At 46.7% G+C, this 18,336-nt stretch carries 22 protein-coding genes; 11 read left to right on the top strand and 11 right to left on the bottom strand.

Translation table 11 applies throughout. The features are described 5' to 3' along the window. Positions 1–46: 46 nt before the first annotated feature. Both ICN15_RS02710 and ICN15_RS02705 read right to left on the bottom strand, forming a co-directional pair. A complete protein-coding gene (locus tag ICN15_RS02710; protein ID WP_216201091.1) occupies positions 47–1,789 on the bottom strand; it encodes an IlvD/Edd family dehydratase in 1,743 nt (580 codons plus the stop codon). 32 nt (positions 1,790–1,821) lie between these two features. Further along, positions 1,822–2,808, bottom strand: a complete 987-nt coding sequence (locus tag ICN15_RS02705; protein WP_216201090.1) for a tripartite tricarboxylate transporter substrate binding protein — start codon at positions 2,806–2,808, stop codon at positions 1,822–1,824. A 109-nt stretch (positions 2,809–2,917) separates the two neighbouring features. Here ICN15_RS02705 and ICN15_RS02700 point away from each other — a divergent pair, with 109 nt between their 5' ends. Continuing rightward, positions 2,918–3,340: a VOC family protein gene (locus tag ICN15_RS02700; protein ID WP_216201089.1), complete on the top strand. Its 423-nt coding sequence runs from the start codon at positions 2,918–2,920 to the stop codon at positions 3,338–3,340. A gap of 20 nt (positions 3,341–3,360) precedes the next feature. Here the strand turns inward: ICN15_RS02700 and ICN15_RS02695 are convergent, their stop codons facing one another. Genes ICN15_RS02695 through ICN15_RS02685 form a run of 3 tightly spaced genes read right to left on the bottom strand, consistent with a single transcriptional unit; the run spans position 3,361 to position 6,114 of the window. After that, a complete protein-coding gene (locus tag ICN15_RS02695; RefSeq protein WP_216201088.1) occupies positions 3,361–4,551 on the bottom strand; it encodes a class I SAM-dependent methyltransferase in 1,191 nt (396 codons plus the stop codon). Between the two features lie 3 nt (positions 4,552–4,554). Continuing rightward, positions 4,555–5,106, bottom strand: coding sequence for a carboxymuconolactone decarboxylase family protein (locus ICN15_RS02690; protein ID WP_216201087.1), 552 nt, complete (start codon positions 5,104–5,106; stop codon positions 4,555–4,557). Positions 5,107–5,115: 9 nt separating this feature from the next. Further along, positions 5,116–6,114: a tripartite tricarboxylate transporter substrate binding protein gene (locus ICN15_RS02685; protein WP_216201086.1), complete on the bottom strand. Its 999-nt coding sequence runs from the start codon at positions 6,112–6,114 to the stop codon at positions 5,116–5,118. An 89-nt stretch (positions 6,115–6,203) separates the two neighbouring features. Here ICN15_RS02685 and ICN15_RS02680 point away from each other — a divergent pair, with 89 nt between their 5' ends. The 7 genes from ICN15_RS02680 (at position 6,204) to ICN15_RS02650 (ending at position 12,548) form a co-directional block, all read left to right on the top strand. Continuing rightward, positions 6,204–6,971: a sulfurtransferase gene (locus ICN15_RS02680; RefSeq protein ID WP_216201085.1), complete on the top strand. Its 768-nt coding sequence runs from the start codon at positions 6,204–6,206 to the stop codon at positions 6,969–6,971. A gap of 116 nt (positions 6,972–7,087) precedes the next feature. After that, complete coding sequence (locus tag ICN15_RS02675; RefSeq protein ID WP_216201084.1) at positions 7,088–8,089, top strand: tripartite tricarboxylate transporter substrate binding protein; 1,002 nt, start codon at positions 7,088–7,090, stop codon at positions 8,087–8,089. Positions 8,090–8,141: 52 nt separating this feature from the next. Beyond that, complete coding sequence (locus tag ICN15_RS02670; protein ID WP_216201083.1) at positions 8,142–9,515, top strand: MmgE/PrpD family protein; 1,374 nt, start codon at positions 8,142–8,144, stop codon at positions 9,513–9,515. Positions 9,516–9,536: 21 nt separating this feature from the next. Further along, entirely contained in the window at positions 9,537–10,511 is a 975-nt protein-coding gene (locus ICN15_RS02665) for a D-2-hydroxyacid dehydrogenase family protein (protein WP_216201082.1), read from the top strand. Between the two features lie 5 nt (positions 10,512–10,516). Beyond that, entirely contained in the window at positions 10,517–11,056 is a 540-nt protein-coding gene (locus ICN15_RS02660; protein WP_216201081.1) for a chromate transporter, read from the top strand. Continuing rightward, positions 11,053–11,574 carry a chromate transporter gene (locus tag ICN15_RS02655; protein WP_216201080.1) on the top strand — a complete coding sequence of 174 codons (522 nt, stop codon included), beginning with the start codon at positions 11,053–11,055 and terminating at the stop codon, positions 11,572–11,574. Before ICN15_RS02660 ends, ICN15_RS02655 begins: the two co-directional genes overlap by 4 nt. Next, the gene (locus ICN15_RS02650) at positions 11,571–12,548 is read left to right on the top strand and encodes a tripartite tricarboxylate transporter substrate binding protein (protein ID WP_216201079.1); all 978 of its coding nucleotides are present in this window, start codon (positions 11,571–11,573) and stop codon (positions 12,546–12,548) included. Before ICN15_RS02655 ends, ICN15_RS02650 begins: the two co-directional genes overlap by 4 nt. Positions 12,549–12,589: 41 nt before the next feature. On the opposite strand, the gene crcB is transcribed toward ICN15_RS02650, so the two are convergent. The 4 genes from crcB to ICN15_RS02630 are packed head-to-tail and all read right to left on the bottom strand — an operon-like array spanning position 12,590 to position 14,114. Beyond that, positions 12,590–12,967, bottom strand: coding sequence for a fluoride efflux transporter CrcB (gene crcB / locus ICN15_RS02645; RefSeq protein ID WP_216201078.1), 378 nt, complete (start codon positions 12,965–12,967; stop codon positions 12,590–12,592). 10 nt (positions 12,968–12,977) lie between these two features. Continuing rightward, on the bottom strand, positions 12,978–13,757 hold the full coding sequence (gene ygiD / locus ICN15_RS02640; RefSeq protein ID WP_216201077.1) for a 4,5-DOPA dioxygenase extradiol: 780 nt from the start codon (positions 13,755–13,757) through the stop codon (positions 12,978–12,980). Positions 13,758–13,766: 9 nt separating this feature from the next. Further along, complete coding sequence (locus ICN15_RS02635; protein ID WP_216201076.1) at positions 13,767–13,904, bottom strand: hypothetical protein; 138 nt, start codon at positions 13,902–13,904, stop codon at positions 13,767–13,769. Positions 13,905–13,946: 42 nt separating this feature from the next. Further along, entirely contained in the window at positions 13,947–14,114 is a 168-nt protein-coding gene (locus ICN15_RS02630) for a hypothetical protein (RefSeq protein WP_216201075.1), read from the bottom strand. A 29-nt stretch (positions 14,115–14,143) separates the two neighbouring features. Between ICN15_RS02630 and ICN15_RS02625 the strand changes: the two genes are divergently transcribed. Together ICN15_RS02625 and ICN15_RS02620 are read left to right on the top strand one after the other, a co-directional pair. Next, on the top strand, positions 14,144–14,806 hold the full coding sequence (locus ICN15_RS02625) for a site-2 protease family protein (protein ID WP_216201074.1): 663 nt from the start codon (positions 14,144–14,146) through the stop codon (positions 14,804–14,806). Positions 14,807–14,898: 92 nt separating this feature from the next. Beyond that, positions 14,899–15,351 carry a cytochrome c gene (locus tag ICN15_RS02620; protein ID WP_216201073.1) on the top strand — a complete coding sequence of 151 codons (453 nt, stop codon included), beginning with the start codon at positions 14,899–14,901 and terminating at the stop codon, positions 15,349–15,351. Here ICN15_RS02620 and ICN15_RS02615 read toward each other — a convergent pair whose 3' ends face one another. Then, positions 15,352–16,032 (bottom strand): cytochrome b/b6 domain-containing protein, encoded by a 681-nt coding sequence (locus ICN15_RS02615; protein WP_216201072.1) that lies wholly within the window; start codon positions 16,030–16,032, stop codon positions 15,352–15,354. A 44-nt stretch (positions 16,033–16,076) separates the two neighbouring features. Between ICN15_RS02615 and ICN15_RS02610 the strand changes: the two genes are divergently transcribed. Beyond that, positions 16,077–17,282, top strand: a complete 1,206-nt coding sequence (locus tag ICN15_RS02610; protein WP_216201071.1) for an MFS transporter — start codon at positions 16,077–16,079, stop codon at positions 17,280–17,282. A 32-nt stretch (positions 17,283–17,314) separates the two neighbouring features. On the opposite strand, the gene ICN15_RS02605 is transcribed toward ICN15_RS02610, so the two are convergent. Beyond that, entirely contained in the window at positions 17,315–18,256 is a 942-nt protein-coding gene (locus tag ICN15_RS02605) for a 3-hydroxyacyl-CoA dehydrogenase family protein (RefSeq protein WP_216201070.1), read from the bottom strand. Positions 18,257–18,336 lie beyond the last annotated feature (80 nt).

The raw sequence follows: 18,336 nt of genomic DNA, 5'->3' as shown, positions 1-18,336 counted from the left end.
TTGTTTCTTTTTCTTTATTTCTTTTTCTTTTTTTACTTTGACTGCATCAACGTTTAGGTGTTTTACCCACCATCTTGGCTGCTCTTAAGAAATCAAAGTCCACACCCTTATCTGCCTGCGTCACAGTATCTAAAAAGAGTTTGAGATAACCACGCTCTGCAGTAGGTTCGATTACCGGATTTTCTTGTGCACGCTTTGCTAGTTCCGCATCCGAGACAAGCAGACTGATCTCCCGATTTTTCACACTCAAACGAATGCGGTCACCGTTATGGACATGCGCCAGTGGGCCGCCCACTGCAGCTTCTGGGGTGACGTGCAACACGATCGTTCCAAACGCGGTACCACTCATACGACCATCGGAGATGCGCACAATATCTTTCACCCCTGCTCGAGCCAGCTTCATGGGAATCGGAATATATCCCGCCTCTGGCATACCCGGTGCGCCCTTGGGGCCAATATTTTTTAATACCAAAATATCATCAGCAGTGACATCAAGGTCAGGGCTATCAATACGATTTGCAAGATCTTCGCTATTTTCAAAGACCACTGCTCGACCTTCATGCTCCATTAATTTCTCATTAGCTGCAGATTGCTTAATGATGGCGCCGCCAGGAGCTAAATTGCCATGCAGGACCGCAATACTGCCGCGGGGATAAATGGGGTTATCAAACTTACGCACTACCTCTTGCGGAAAGCTTGGTGGAGCGGCATCAATTTCTTCACCCAAGGTACGACCTGTCACTGTCATTGCATCGAGTTTTAGTAAGGGCTTTAACTCACGCAATAAGGTTGTCATACCACCAGCATCATGAAAGTTCTCCATGTAATGATCCCCTGATGGCTTGAGGTCAACTAGGACTGGAGTCTCATCACCCATCTTATCCAGGGCATCTAAATCAATCTCAAGACCCATTCGTCCAGCGATCGCTGCTAAGTGGACAATCCCATTGGTTGATCCACCAATCGCTAACAGTACTCGCATTGCATTTTCAAAAGCATCGGCAGTCAACACCTTATCGATCGTCAAACCATCTTTAGCCATTTGTACAGCGCGTGTACCCGTTTCTTCCGCGACCCGAATTCGATCAGCCGTGACTGCTGGTGGAGTTGCGCCACCCGGTACGGTCAGTCCCAATGCCTCAGATATACAGGCCATCGTGCTAGCAGTTCCCATAACGGAGCAAGTCCCAACGCTGGCTACCAATTGGTCATTCACTTCATCTTTTTCAATTTCGTCGATTTCACCGGCACGGAATTTCCCCCAATAACGACGACAGTCAGTACAGGCGCCAACTCGCTCACTGCGATGCGAACCCGTTAACATGGAACCAGTGATTAACTGAATCGCAGGAATACCTGCTGAAGCAGCGCCCATCATCTGTGCAGGAACCGTTTTATCGCAACCGCCAATCATGACCACCGCATCCATCGGTTGTGCACGCAGCATCTCTTCGGTATCCATCGACATCAGATTACGCAAATACATACTGGTTGGCGCAGCAAAGCTTTCATGTATTGAGATCGTAGGGAAATCCATCGGCAACCCACCAGCCAACATCACACCCCGTTTAACCGCTTCGATTAACTGCGGCATATTGCCGTGACAAGGGTTGTAGGCGCTTCCCGTATTAATAATGCCAATCACAGGACGATCTAGGGCGCTATTGGTATAGCCAGCCCCTTTGATAAATGCTTTACGCAAAAACAAAGAAAAGCCCTTATCACCGTAACTCGTTAAGCCTTTGCGCAAGCCAGTTTCGGCAGCGGGTTTTTTGTCTTTGTTGGTCATGAAAATTCTTTAACTTAAAAATTAAATGGTAATTACTCAGCTTTAATATCGGCTTCTTTAATGACTTTTTCCCAGCGCTTTACTTCACCAGCTAGCAATTCGGCGGATTGCTTAGGCTTTGTTGGCGTTGCGGCATAGACACCTTGCTTTAGAAAAGCCTCTTTTACCTCCGGATTAACTAATAGTTTAGCGATAGCGCTATTTAATTGATCAATGATGGGCATGGGTGTACCCACTGGGGCAAGAACGCCAAATGTTGAACTCACCTCGAGAGCGGGCATGCCCGATTCAGCCGTAGTCGGTACATCTGGCAACATCGAAATCCGTTTTGCCGTTGTGACCGCTAAAGGACGTAACTGACCAGCGGTAATGAACGGTAGTGCTGCTGGAACAGTCTCAACCATCATGTTCACTTGACCGGCAACTAAATCGGTCATGGCTGGTCCACTCCCTTTATAGGGCACATGCGTGATTTTAATGCCTGCTTCTTTTTGGAAAATTTCTGCGCCCATTCTTTGAGGAGCGCCAGCACCAGAAGAGGCGTAATTTAATTTATCTGGATTGGCTTTTGCATAATCAACCAAACCTTTCAAGGTTCTCACTGGAACATTGGGATTCACAACTACCACCAACGGTACCGAGCCCACAATCATGACTGGCGTGAAATCCTTCAAAATGTCATAACGCAACTTTCCTTTTTCAAGGGTTGCCATAGTGGAATGGGATGTCACCGCACCCATTAAGAGTGTATAGCCATCCGGCGTAGCCTTGGCTACTGCTTCCGCACCAATATTGCCACCAGCCCCACCACGGTTTTCAACTAACACTTGCTGCCCCAAAGAGTCACCTAAATTCTTAGCCAAAATACGACCAATCACATCCGTAGCGCCACCTGGAGGGTAAGGAACAACCAGCTTGATGGGTCGATCTGGATAAGCGGCATGAACTAAACCAGAAAAGCTCAGAATGATTAACGCCCGAGCAATAGAATGCCAAAGCTTGAATTGAAAAGTAATCATGTTGTCTCCGTTAAACAGCTTTATTTTGATGGTCTCAATATACTAAACTTTAGCAATACACACCTTTGAGCGTGCTAAGCTCAGTCTAGGATCATTGCCAAGGAACGTCATGTCTACCATTCAACCCTTTCATCTCGCATTTCCAGTCGACAATTTGGAAGCAGCCCGCAGTTTTTACGGTAGCACTTTAGGTTGCGCCGAAGGACGAAGCTCGGATGAATGGATTGACTTTGATTTCTTTGGACACCAATTGGTTGCCCATCTTGCCCCTCAAGAATGCGGTCATGCAGCCTCAAACGAGGTTGACGGGCATCAAGTTCCCGTAAAACATTTTGGGGTTGTTCTGACCATGCCAGATTGGCATGTCTTAGCAGATCGCTTGCGTAACAGCGGCATGAAATTCATCATAGAACCACAGATCCGGTTTCAGGGAAAAGTGGGCGAGCAAGCGACGATGTTCTTTTTAGATCCGGCTGGCAATGCTTTAGAGTTCAAAGCATTTGAAGACCCAAGCCAATTATTTGCAAAGTAAGGTTTGCTCCTAAGCAAGCTTTACTTTGAGCTTAAGCGCCATAGCGATGTAATTTCAGCTGCTCTTGCGAAGTGCAACCGATCAGATTCGTCAAACGCTTTAGGATGCTTAGGCTTAGTATCCATGCGACCGACTACCTCTAAGCCAGCCTCTTCAATCCACGCAAGCAATTCTGGTCGAGTTCTGAGTCCAAGATGCTCAGCTAGATCTGACAGAATCAGCCAGCCCTCACCCTGAGGTAAAAGGTGATCTCGTAACCCAGATAAAAATCCTTTGAGCATTTGACTCTCGGGGTCATATACCGCGTGTTCCAAAGGTGAGCTGGGTCTGGCGGGTATCCAAGGTGGATTACAGATAATCAAGGAGGCCTTGCCTGGTGGAAATAAATTGGCCTTAAGCACTTCTATTTGAGAACCTAAATTTAATAGCGCAATATTTTCTTTGGCACAAGCAAGTGCGCGATCATCTAGATCGGTAGCAATCATTTTCTGCACACCCCGCATGGCCAAAATAATAGACAGCACGCCGGTGCCAGCGCCGATATCAAAAGCAACAGAGTCTTTATTCCATGACTTTGGCAATGGCGCATTACAAACCAACTCAATATACTCACCTCGAACGGGCGAAAAAACACCGTAATGAGGATGAACAAAAATAGGTTCGCCATCACCATCAGCCAAAATAGGCAATCCATTCTTACGCCATTCATGAGCACTGATCACCCCCAATAGCTCACGCAATGAAACTACATAAGACTCGCTGACAATTCCATACGCCTCTTGGCAAGCCTGAGTAATATCTGGTGCACGACGTAAGGGGATAGTGTGATCAGGGTTGCACTGGATGAGCAACATACCCAGCGTTCGTGCTCGCTGGGATTGTGCGAGACGATGTTGATTAAAAATATCTTGGGCCGTTTTTTGGACAGCAACTTCATCTGTTTTAACAGCCCTCTTACCTGCACGTTTTGATTTTTTTGAGGGTTTATCAATCCGCCGAACCAATGCCTGCAATAACTGGCGCGCATTCTGAAAATCACCCTTCCACAGAATCGCAGTACCTTCGCATGCCAAATGATACGCATCATCCGCTGTCAGGGTGTCATCTCCAGTCACTACTTTTTTGTGTGGAGCGATGCCATTTTCAGAATGCCAAATTGCTTCACGGGGTTGATCATTCTCATTCCAATGAATGGAAGTATTTTGGATCATGACTTATCCGGGAGGATGTTCCTCAGGATTGACATCGAGCGCAATTAAAAATCGAGAGACCATGTTATATGCAGCGATGACTGTTACTAACTCAACCGTATCCGTATTACCTAAAAGAAGTTGTAAGCGCTTCATCAAAGCACCATCCACTTGAATATTGCGCGTTATCTGAAATGTCAATGCTGCCGCATCGTTTTCCACCGGACTAAAAAGTTGAGCAGGAAAACTATCTTGACCAATTAAACGTAGCGCCTGAACCTGCTCCTCGGTACCGCCAGCCTTGATAAAAGGAGGGGCATGATGAAAGAACTCATACTCAGCGCCATTGAGAACAGCAACGCCGCACATGGCGAGCTCGCGCAACTTCGGATCTAAAGAGAGGTTGTTGCGTATCTCACCAATGAAATGATTCCAGCCCTCTGCAATAGGGGTACTGTGCAACAACATCCGATCTAAGTTAATAAATTGACCACCGCGCCTTTTGCGGATTGCTGCCACCAGCTCGGCGGGCTCCGCTAGATCCATTGGCTGATAAGGAATTAAACGCTCAGTCATACTTCACCTTTATTGGGTTTCTTTAATATTGTTTTCAATCACAAACTTACCCCAGATACCGATTTGCTTGCCGATAAAATCGCGCAAAGTCTCTGGGTTACCAGCAATAATTTCAATTCCTTGGGTCTTTAATTTCGCTGAAACAGCAGGCGTCTTAAGTGCTTTAATTACTGCTGCATTCATGGCATTCACAATGGCAGGGGGCGTTTTTCCTGGTGCCAATACTGCCCACCACGCTGGCGCATTAAATCCAGGATAGCCACTTTCAGCAATCGTGGGAACATTGGGTAACTCAGCAGATCTTTTGGTAGTAGTGATTGCTAAAGGAATAATGCCGCCACTTTCAACATGGGGCTTAACCAGGAATTCTGAGCCAATGGCTAGCTGGACTTGACCACCAAGAATATCTTGCATCAAAGGGCCGCCGCCGCGATAAGGGATGTGATTCCAATCAAAGCCAGCCTGTTTAGCCAAACGAGCCATCGCTAAATGTCCGAGACTGCCAACCCCGATAGAGCCGTAACTAAATTGCTTACCAGCCTTCGATTGCTCTACCAGTTGCTTAAAGCTGGTGATCCCAGAGTTTTTACTGGCAACGATTACCATCGGGGAGGTACCAATCAGAGTGACCGGCGCAATATCTTTAATCGTATCGTAGGGGAGCTTATCTTTTAGACTTGGATTGACTCCGTGAGTATCAAATACCACTGCAAAGGTATAACCGTCTGGGTCTGATCTAGTCATGGCTGCAGTGCCAATGACGCCTGATGCGCCCCCAATATTCTCGACAATCACGTTTTGCTTCAATTCCGCCTGCAAGGCTGGGGCTAAAGTGCGCGCCACTTGATCGACAGAGCCGCCAGGCGGGAATACCGCAATGAGGCGAATCGGCTTCTGGGTAGGCCAAGCTCCAGCTCCAGCTGTTTGAGCACTCACAATAGAGTAACTAGTCATGAACAATATGCTTAATAACAAGGCTTTTTTAGCCATTTTCAATAGAATCTGCATTGCTAGGTCTCCTTCGCTTAAGAGTGCAAGATTACCACCCTCTCGGCGGCTTGTTTGATAATAGAGCCCATAGCCAAAAAAGATTGAACATGAAGCCCATTTTGAACATAGCCGCCTATTTATTTGTCAGCTTAGACAACTTAACAGAGCTACGTACCAACATATTGGATCAATGTCACTCTCACCAACTCAAAGGGACAATCTTGCTAACCGGCGAAGGCATTAATCTATTTCTAGCTGGTCAGGAATTAGAGTTACAGAGCTTCTTAGATTGGCTACGTGATGACCCTCGCTTTAAACCAATTCAAGTCAAAGAGAGCTGGTCTGAAACCCAGCCATTCAAAAAGATGTTGGTCAAAATCAAGAATGAAATTATTCGCATGAATCACCCGATGATTCGACCAGAAGAAGGTCGCGCGAATTTCATTTCTCCAAAGAAATTACAAGAGTGGCTTGACCGTGGCACCGATGATTTAGGTCGCCCCGTTGTCATGATTGATACACGCAATGCATTTGAAGTGGAGTATGGCACTTTTGAAAATGCCCTGCACTTCAATATCAATAAATTTACCGAATTTCCTGAAGCTATTACGGCACAAAAAGAAACATTAGCAGATAAAACTTTGGTGAGCTTTTGTACTGGCGGAATCCGCTGTGAAAAATCTGGGCTCTACATGCGTGAAATTGGCATGCAACACAGCTATCAATTAGAAGGGGGCATCCTAAAATACTTCGAGGAAGTGGGCTCAGCGCATTACACCGGCAGCTGCTTTGTATTTGATGAACGAGAAGCTTTAGAACCTAGTTTGGATACCATTCCCATGGAACGCTCCATCAGAAAAAAGCTCACTGCCTAAATAAGGGGGCTTAAGCTGACTTATCCACCAAACCCAGCATGCTGACTTGGGTCGATTCAATAGTAAAATCCATCCATCAAAGAAACTTAATCTTAAATCTCCTCTGGACTCCAGACATGTCTAATACCCTCAATCGGCAAGTGCCGATTTTTTTATCTACCCTCATTTTTTTAAGTCTGGGTTTCATTGTGAGCTTAAATGCTACCGCGCAATCAACGCAAAACTATCCTAACAAGCCCATTAAATTAGTTGCTCCAGTGGCGGCTGGAGGGGGGCTTGATAACTTAGCACGTAAGGTTGCCGAACGGCTATCCAAAAATCTAGGTCAAACCATTATTGTTGAAAACATTGGGGGCGGGGGTGGTGTAATTGCGTCCCAAGCCATTGCAAAGGCAGCTCCAGATGGCTACACTCTGATGATTTCTTATGTAGGAAGCCACGGCACCAACCCAGCTGTACGCAAACTACCCTACGATGCCATCAAAGATTTCACCGCAATTGGCATGATCGGTGCTACACCGAATGCACTCGTCATTAACCCAGATTTGCCGATTAAGAATCTAAAAGAATTTGTAGAGTACGCCAAGAAAAATCCTGCCAAGTTAAGTTATGGTTCAGCTGGACCAGGAACATTAACCCACCTCGGCATGGAACAATTTAAATTAGCAGCGAACATCTTTATGGTTCACGTTCCTTATCGTGGCATAGGCCCTGCTTATACCGATCTCCTCGCAGGTCAAACTCAAGCAATGTTACCTACCTTGTATGCTGCGATGCCCTACCTCAAGTCGAATCGAGTGAGGGCCTTAGCTGTGACTGGTGATAAGCGGAGTTCAGCAGAACCGAATATCCCGACTTTTAAAGAATTGGGTTACAAAGGATTTGATGGTCAACAGTGGTACGGTCTTTCAGGCCCAGCCAATATGCCAGATGCCATTGTAAAAAAACTGAATGTCGAATTAAACAAAGTACTAGCAATGCCCGAGTTTTCTGAGCAGATGACAAACGAGGCGATGACCCTGATGCCAATGACGCCTGAGCAGTTTTCTAACTACATAAAAGAAGATATTGCACGCTGGGTCAAGGTTGCCAAGGTACGCAATATTGAGCTGGAATAAATTCTTTAACCCATTCTGATTACATTCAATACTTATAAAAACAGGAAATACTATGTCACAAGCGATACAAGCAGCAGCGGATATGAATGCACCACCGGTGACTAAAATACTGGCAGAGTTTGTTACCTCACATGCCAGTCAAGGTTGGAGTCCGGAAGTAGATCATGAGGCGCATCGTACGTTTTTAAATTGGCTAGGCTGTGCAATTGGTGCAGCAAACCATGAAAGTGTTGAATCCTCATTAGCTGCCATTCGCGAGTTTCAGCCGGCACCTCAAGCCAGCATTTTGGGCAGGAAGGACCGAGTTGATATGGGCGGTGCAGCACTCATTAACGGTATCAGCTCACACACTTTTGACTTTGATGACACTCATCTGAAGACCGTCATTCACCCAGCGGGACCCGTAGCTTCCGCCATCCTCGCCTTAGGCGAACATACGAATGTCACTGGCCGTCAAATTATTGACTCACTCGTTTTAGGAATTGATGTTGCATGTCGTGTTGGTAATGCGATGTATCCCGACCACTACCATCGTGGTTGGCATATTACCGGCTCTACCGGAATGCTAGGCTCTGCTGCAGCCTGCGCACGTCTCATGGGGCTTGATGTGCAGAAAACTACCATGGCTTTAGGTATTGCCGCTTCTCAGCCAGTGGGTATGCGCGAGCAATTTGGTACCATGACCAAACCCTTTCACCCAGGAGGCGCAGCTCGCGCCGGACAACTCTCTGCGCTATTAGCTAAACATGGTTTTACTGCTAGCTCTAAAGCCCTGGAAGCTGGTCGTGGCTATATGCAAACCGTCTCCACCAAATGTGATTGGTCAGAAATTGATCGAGAGCTTGGTAAATCATTTGAGATTTCCTTAAATACCTATAAACCATTTGCTTGCGGAATTGTGATTCATCCAGCTATTGATGCTTGTGCTCAATTACGTGCACAAGGGGTTAAGGCAGAAGAGGTTGAGCGAATTGAATTACGCGCTCACCCGCTAGTACTTGAATTAACCGGTAAAAAAACACCCAAAGATGGCCTAGAAGGCAAGTTTAGTGTCTACCATGGTTGTGCCGTTGGTCTGATTTTTGGTCAGGCTGGCGAAGGTGAATATGCTGATGAGATTGTGAACCGTCCTGATGTCGTTGCTTTGCGCGCCAAAGTAAACGCTACAACGGATACCTCTATCAGCGAAGCATCTATTGACGTTAAGGCAATTCTGAAAGATGGCCAAGAGGTTCATATCTTCATTCAAAATGCGATTGGATCTGTCGAGAACCCTATGAGCGATAGCAATTTAGAACAGAAATTTATTGGCTTGACTGAGCCAGTCATTGGCAAAGAAAAAACTCGCCAGTTAATTTCTGCTTTGTGGAGTATCGGAAGTGCGCCTGACCTCAAGAAGATCTTGAGCCTTTGCACGCCAGATTAAACCCACTCCAAAGAAAAGACTATGAATACAAAATCCAATATCGTTATCTTAGGTGACTACGAATGTGCTCTGCGTCGTTTCTCCCAGTGGGAGAATCTGGAACAGCGCGCTAACCTCACCTTTCACCACGAGCCCCTTCGTGACGAGGCCTTGTATGAAGCCGTAAAAGATGCTGATGCCATTGCCATCGTGCGTGATCGGGCTCCATTTAATGAAGCCATGATCGCTAGATTGCCAAAGCTCAAGTTCCTGATGTTCACAGGCGAGCGTAATGGCACCTTGGATGCAGCTGCATTGATCGCACGAAATATCCCCATAGCTTGTTCGCCCGGCGGTCCATCTAAAGAAACCACTGCCGAACTGACTTGGGCTTTAATCTTGGGCGCATCCAAGCGTTTAATTGAAGAGCACAAACTGATTGCCTCAGGTGGCTGGCGTGATGAGCTCTCCGTACTTCCAATGCTTTCTGGTCAGCGGCTCGGCATCATGGGTTTAGGTGCAATTGGTAGCCGAGTTGCTAGAGTTGGTCACGCTTTTGGTATGGAGGTGGTGACTTGGAGTCCACGCATGACACCCGAACGCGCTGCCGCAGAAAATGCGACATCCGTTAGCCTTGATGAATTACTCAGCACTTCCAAAGTAGTGACGATGCATTTAGTAGCTGGACCAGGCACTAAGGGAATTATCAGCGCCGATCAACTTGCTTTGATGCGAGCGGATTCTATTTTAGTAAACACTTCCCGTTCAGCGCTCATTAATATGACAGATTTAAGTGCTGCACTTAAAAAGGGCTGTCCTGGACAAGCTGCAATTGATGTCTTTGATATTGAACCATTGCCAAAAGATGATCCACTGCGCAATACTCCGAATCTATTAACCACTCCTCATTTGGGCTTTATTGCAGAACCTATTTTTGAAGCTTTCTCAAAAGGTATTACCCAAACTTTAGAAGCGTGGCTCGATCAAAAACCTGTACCACACCCCTTTAAGATCTAATTCTTTTGAAAGCACTCACCCCAACGGAGTTATTTATTTGCTTTAGCAAAATTGGGATGTCCGGTTTTGGTGGAGTTCTCCCTTGGGCTCGCCGTACTTTAGTAGAGCAAGATAAGGTACTCAGCTCTGAAGAATTCAGCGCCATTCTAGGGATATGTCAAATTGTTCCGGGGCCGAATATTCTGAATCTTGCTGTATGTATTGGTTCTCGTCTCTGCGGGGCCAAGGGAGCTTTTGCTGCAGCACTTGGTCTCACACTCGGACCTATCTGTATTGTCATGTTGCTCGCAGTCCTTTACCAACATTACAGTAATTTAGAGAGCGTGCAAGGCTTACTCAGAGGCATCTCTGCAGTTGGCGTAGGCCTAATTGCCTCTACTGGTATCAAAATGATGCGCGATGAGTTTCGATATCCCGCAATGCTTTTGGTGGTGGTTGCTACAGTGATCGCTGCAAGCTACTTTCACCTGGATCTGGGTTGGGTAGTGCTCATGATCTCCCCACTTGCTTTGTTTTTAGCCCACCAAAAAGCGCGCAAACGATGAGCATCCTGATCAGCTTATTTCTAAAGCTCTCAGCCTTTTCTCTGATTGCCTTTGGTGGTATTAATGCGCTACTTCCTAGCCTCTTAAATTTATCTGTCTACCAAGAGCATTGGATTGACCTGCAAACGTTTGCAGATTACTTTGCCATTGCTCAGGCCGCTCCTGGTCCAAACTTCATGACTGTCACCTTAATTGGCTGGCATGTTGGAGGTGTCATTGGGGCTCTTCTCGCTACTTTTGCGATTGCCTGGCCATCTTCCATTTTGGTGTACTTTTTGCAACGGCTGATTCTGAGCATGACCGACGAACATAAAAAGAGGATGATCCAATATGCGGCAGCTGCATTGGCTATTGGCCTAGTGCTTTCTTCAGCCTGGCAGATTGCATTGCAAATCAATCATAGTTATGCTGCCTATGGACTCACGATACTCACCATTGGATTGACAGTGTTTACTCGCTGGCACCCCTTATACTTAATTGCACTGGGCGCAGCCCTTGGAACCATGGGATTCATATGAAACTCTCTACACTTCTCAGCAGGTCGATGATAGGCTTGGCGCTAGTATCGGTGCCAACCCTGCAAGCACAAACGACCTACCCTAATAAACCCATTAATTTAGTCGTGCCGTATGGCGCCGGTGGTAGCGCTGATTCTCGGAGTAGGCAACTAGCGGTCCGCATGAGCGTGCTGCTAAAGCAACCGATTATTGTCGATAACAAACCAGGTGCTGGCGGTAATATTGGCACAGAATTTGTAGCCAGAGCTGCTCCAGATGGCTATACCATTGGCATGGGAAATTTTGCGCCATTGGCAGTGAACAAAACACTCTTTGGCACGCTACGTTATGACCCAGAAACGGATCTCGCCCCAATCATATTGATTGAAAAGGGTCCATTGATGTTGGTAGTAAACCCGAATTCACAATATAAAACGATTCAAGATATTGTGACTGCAGCCAAGGCAAAGCCAGGCACACTCACCTTTTCTTCGGGTGGTATTGGAGGCAGCCATCAACTTTCAGCAGAACTCTTTATGCAAAATACCGGAATCCAAATGATTCACGTGCCTTATAAGAGTGGCTCTGCAGCGCTAACGGATTTAATGGCTGGTAATGTCGATATGATGTTTGATCAGATGTACTCAGCTGTCCCCAGCATTAGAGCAGATAAGTTACGTCCCATTGCGATTACTAGTAAGAAGCGGTCTCCCCTCTTCCCGAATGTGCCTAGCTTTGCGGAGCTAGGTTACCCGAAAGTTGAAGTTCTAAATTGGCAGGGATTCATTGCGCCAGCGGGGACACCCAAGCCCATTATTGAGAAACTCAATAAAGCAGCTAATGAGGCTCTCAAAGATCCCCAACTCAGAGAGCTCATGCTTTCCCAAGGAAATGAAATTGGAGGTGGCACACCAGCTGATTTCGCGGCCTTGATTAAATCTGAAGCTACCAAATGGAGTGCGGTAGTCAAAGCCGGAAACATTAAACCTGAATAATCAAGCCTGAGTAATCTGAACTAAAGTGCTAACTTAAGGGCTTACTTAAGGGCCTGGTAAGTCAGAATACCTAAGAAGGTGAGGACTAGGGAGCCGACTAAATGTAAGAGTGCAGTTCCCAGCGCCCAAGTGACTTCACCACGCTGCATAAATCCCACCACCTCAGCTGAAAAACTAGAGAATGTAGTGAGGCCTCCTAGAAAACCAGTAACTACCAACAACCTCCACTCGGGAGATAGACTTGGATTATTGCCAAAAAATGCTACAGCAATACCCACCATATATCCACCCACCATATTTGCGATGAAGGTCCCGAGAGGGAGTGTTGAGACAATGTTGACCGTTGCAAGATTAAATCCCGCTCTCAATAATGCGCCGAGACCAGCACCACAGAAAATTGCAAAAATAGATAGCCACATAGATAGATATTTATTGAATTGAGAATGTCAGCATACTAATGGAACCCATCTCTAAGCCATCAACCAACACTCTGGGTTCTTCCCCAAACTCTTGCTGGGCAAGCGTATACAAGGCGGGCCAATAATGCTCAGGGGTCGGGATGGATAAATGAGCGGAATTGCCCATTTGTTCCCAATGCACTAAATTCTCATAGTGATTTGCACTCATCTCAGAAACAAAAAAATCATTGAACTCTTTAGCCCAAGGATAGGGTGTCGCGCCCTCTTCCCAGTGAATCGTTCGTAAATTATGGACAACATTGCCACTGGCCAGAATCAAAATATTTTCGTCACGTAAGGGGCGCAATTTTTTCGCCAACTCATAATGCTCACTCGCAGATAGGGAACCGTCCAAACTGAGTTGCACCACAGGGACATCAGCATCCGGATAGAGGTATTTCAGAACAGACCAAGCGCCATGGTCAATGCCCCATTCGTTCTCTTCAAGCACTACAGGAACATCAAGCAATTCTTTTACGCGATCCGCAAGCGCAGGACTTCCTGGTGCAGGATATTGAATATCGAACAAGGCTTGCGGAAATCCGCCAAAGTCATGAATTGTTTTGGGCTTAGTCATTGCAGTCACCCAAACCCCACGGGTGACCCAATGAGCCGAGATAACTAAAATAGCGTCGGGTCGTTTTAACGATTTACCGAGTGTTGCCCAAGCAGCCGTGTAACGATTGGGCTCAATGGCGAACATTGGACTGCCATGGCCAGCAAATACTGCAGGTTGGCGATGGCTGGTCATTGATACCGATTAACCAAATACGTAACCAATATGAGCTGCAACTAATGCAAATAAAATAGCCAGGCTGGTGGCGCCAGCCAACATCACGGTCAAGGTGATGATCTTTTTATTAATTTCTTCTTTCGACTCTTTATGCCATTCGTTCATGGTCAATCCTTAGTGAATACATTGCAATAGAGTAATTATCCACTATCGGCCGCGGCCGGCCTTACGCATCATGGCTTTTCCACCGCCAAAGCCCGCTTGAGGCCTTCCACCAGGACCTGATGGACCCTTAGGGGCTGGGGGACGGGCCACAGGTTTGGCAACTACCGGCTTAGCTGGGGTTTTTGATTCAGGTTTCTTGTCTTCAGTCACTTTTTTGCTCCTATAGATATCATATTGCCATGATTACTGACTATTCTATCCAAGCTGTAGCCATTAATGCGATTCCTTTGATTTTTGCTATTACGATCCATGAGGCAGCCCATGGCTACGCCGCCCGCAGATTGGGTGACAATACAGCCTATATGCTGGGTCGAGTCAGCCTGAATCCCATTAAACATATAGACCCTGTAGGTACGGTCCTCATCCCCCTGTTGTTGATTTTGACCGGATCCCCGTTTTTAGTGGGCTACGCCAAACCCGTACCCGTCAACTTTGGACGCCTTCGTAACCCCCGTATTGACTCTATTTGGGTAGCTTTAGCTGGGCCAGGGTCTAATTTTATTCAGGCTTTGATTTGGCTCACCCTGCTGATAGGGCTGGTTGGACTTGGCATTAAAGAACAGTTTTTAATCTCAATGTCTCAAGCTGGTATTACCTGGAATCTAGGACTGCTTGTGTTCAACCTGTTCCCTCTACCTCCCCTAGACGGGGGCCGGATCCTAGCAGGACTATTGCCAGCTCGCCAATCCATCGCACTCGGAAAACTGGAGCCCTGGGGCTTTTTTATCGTGCTCGGCTTGGTATTTACCGGCATTATTGGCAGCCTTTGGATGACCCCCTTGATAGCCTTTTTTGAGTGGCTTATCCTACTGATCACCAGCCCTTTGAGGATGATTTTCTGAGGACTTCCAACCTGCAAAAGTCATTATTCGCGTGTATGCTCACCAATATGGTTTTACCCCTTACTTAATCCACAAAAACTACTGGAGTCCCAATGAAACTCAAGCACATTGTTTTGACCGTTCTTGCACCCACATTACTCGCAAGTGCAGGCGTAGCCTCTGCCCAATTCCAAAAACCAGAAGACGCAATCAAGTATCGTCAGAGTGCGTTTACCGTAATGGCTAACTCTTTCGGAAAGATTAATGCAGTAGTTAAAGGTGAAGCATCTTTTAACAAAGATGATGTGGCCAAGAACGCAGCAGTTGTTGCAATGATCTCCACCTTGCCATGGCAAGCATTTGGTCCGGGCACTGAGGGTGGCAATGCACTACCAGCTGTCTGGTCAGAGAATGCTAAATTCAAAGCAGCTTCAGAAAAATTACAACTAGCTGCAGTTAATCTCAATACTGCTGCGCAGTCTGGCGATTTAGAGGCTATTAAGAAAGCCTTTGGTGCAACAGGAGCGACCTGCAAAGGTTGCCATGATGACTTCAAGAAAAAGTAATTAGGCCGTAATCAAGTAACCTAGAACTGCTGCAATTAGGCTCAGCAGCAATAAAGCAAGGCCGCGTTGTAGACCTCCATCCTTGGAGGCTAGACCCAAGTCAGCAGGCAGATTTTTCGCCTCCTTGCTTGGGTCGATTTCTTTATCGCCCACGATCATCGGCTTGACCAAATCTTCACCTTTAAATTTGTAGTAATACAAGATGGCGCAGAGGTGGAGTGCGATCAAGATCAGGAGCACGTATTCATTGAAATGGTGGATTGAAGTCAAGAGAGAAACCGTACTATTCGAAACATACTTTGCGAAGGGGCCTTCAAAGGAAATGTCGTCATTTGCAAACAGACCAGTAACCGCCTGCACGCCAACCGAGGAAATTAAGGCAATAACAGATAAAGCGCCCAAAGGGTTGTGTCCAATACCCCCTTGAGATTTACCCAATACATAGCTAAACAAACTTTGGGGGCTGGGCACAAAATTGATAAAACGGGCATGGTAAGAGCCCATCAGACCCCAGCAAATCCTGAAAATAATTAAAGCTAGCACGCAATAACCCACTCGCGCATGGATCTCCATAGCATTACCGCCAATCTTGACGGTAATAAAGCTGATCAGAATACAGACGGCTAAAAGCCAATGGAACAAACGAATAGGTAGATCCCAAACGCGAATGATTTTTTTCATTCCATAAGGATAAATCACTCACGCCCTTAAAATGAGACAAATTCATGAAAACCAGTCAAGCCTTTAGAACCCTCTTGCTTTACCGTATCGGCGCGACTCTGAGCTACCAAATCATGATGGTTGCCGTAGGGTGGCATTTATATGAGATCACCAACAGCGTGATTTCGCTTGGCTTAATCGGGCTAGCAGAGCTTGTTCCGTATTTCATCCTAGCGCTATATGCGGGACATGCAGTAGATCACCATTCTCGTAAGTTGATTGCGGCCATTGCCTGCTTACTTCATGTGGGCGTGGGATTGTTCTTGGTGGCCATCGCTTTGAATTGGCTTGCTCCCCCAGTACCTTTAATTTATACCGCAGTGGCTTTTTTAGGTTTGGCACGCGCCCTATTACGCCCCTCCTATCAAGCCATCTTTGGTCAAATCATTCCCCGAGATCAACTCACCAAATACACGGCTTATGCCTCTTCTGCATTTCAGATCTGCGTCGTCACGGGTCCAGGTCTTGGCGGCCTGATGATTGGCTTTGCCGGACTAGAGTGGACCTATGCTTTAGCAGCGTTTAGTGCCGCCATTGGTTTATATGGGATTACCTTCATTCAGATCAAGCAGGAAACACCAGCAGTTTTAAATCCTAATTTTCTAAAAAGCTTTTTAGAAGGCTTTCACTATGTGCGCAAGCATGAATTAATTATCAGTATTATGGCGCTCGATATGTTCGCCGTACTCTTCGGTGGCGCTGTCTCGATCTTGCCTGCGTTTGTTAAAGAAGTACTCAATGCGGGTCCAGAAACTCTGGGGATTTTAAGAGCGGCTCCTGCAGCTGGTGCAGTCATCATCGGCATTTATTTGGCACGTCGCCCCCTATTAGAAAACTCTGGAAAATATTTACTCTTATCGATAGGCGGCTTCGGCCTTGCGATTATTGCCTTTGGACTCTCTAACAATCTGTGGCTTTGCGCTCTTTTTCTGTTTATTTCAGGTTGCTGCGACTCAGTCTCAGTCGTGATCCGCGGCAGCATCATGCAGCTCACGACTCCAGATCAAATGCGGGGCAGAATTAGTGCCATCAATGGCATATTCATTGGCTCTTCCAATGAATTAGGTGCGCTTGAGTCAGGGATTGCTGCCAGCCTCATTGGGCTTGTGCCGTCCATTGTGTTTGGTGGAGCTGCAACGATTGCTGTTGTTCTACTCACGTATCAACTCGCTCCCCAACTACGAAAACTCCATCTTAAGGATCTGACTTAAATTAGGTTTGGCTGAGTTAACTCAAGATTGGCTTATTGAATCTTTGGAATATCTTTTTGGATAATTTTTAAGCCAGCGCGAAGAGCTTCTTGATAGCGCTCCCGCTCTGCTTTTATTGTCTCGGGAGTCCAAGAATAAAAACCTTCACCGGTTTTCATGCCGAGCTTACCGCTAGCAACACGCTCGCTTAAGCATTTGGCAATCTCGGATGAATTATTCAGGGTTGGATAAATCGTCGTTCCACCAGCGCCATGCACATCTAGCCCCGCGTGCTCTCTCTGCATGATCGGCCCAGCTGCGATGTAACGAAAGCCAAAACCAAAACGAACTGCCTTATCAATATCTTCCAAGCTAGCTATACCGGCGTCGACCATAGCAAAAGCTTCGCGCGATAAAGCATGCTGTAAACGATTCGCCAAGAAACCCGGTAAATCTTTTTTCACAGTCACTGGCACCATCCCGCAGGCGGTCATCAGGCGCGAGAGACTTTCACCCACCATGGGCGATGTCTTCTTTCCGTAGACTACCTCTACGCAAGGCACCAAATGCGCAGGCATAAAGAAATGCAATCCAATCATGCGCGCCGGTGTTTTTAAACCGCTTGCGATGTCGCTAATCGGAAAGCTAGTGCTATTACTTGCTAAGACTGCTTCTGGTTTGGCATATTGCTCGAGCTTAGCAAATAACGCTTGCTTAATGTCCAAACGCTCAGGCACGCATTCAATCACCAAATCCACTTCCGACCAGTCGACCTCTTCCAAGGAGCCAGCAGTGGTGAGCAAATGCAGGCGGTGTTCATAGCCCAGTTCAATCATCGTGTTGGCAAAGTAATCTGGCAGGAGCGCAAGGCGTTCTGTAGTGGGTTCTACGACTTGAACTGCACAGCCACCCCGCGCGCATACGGCTGCCACATCGGCGCCCATAGTACCGCCACCGACGATGACGACTTTGGTTTCTGCTGGGGTAAACAACATCTGATTTCTCCTTAGGGGGCAAGATACGGATTACAAATCCTCTTACAATGCTTCCATTATTCCAATAAAAAAGTAAGAGA

This window comes from Polynucleobacter sp. CS-Odin-A6 (assembly GCF_018882095.1).
In the GTDB taxonomy this organism is placed as follows: domain Bacteria; phylum Pseudomonadota; class Gammaproteobacteria; order Burkholderiales; family Burkholderiaceae; genus Polynucleobacter.
Note: the sequence above shows the minus strand (reverse complement) of the source record. Positions and strands in the feature narration are given on the sequence as shown.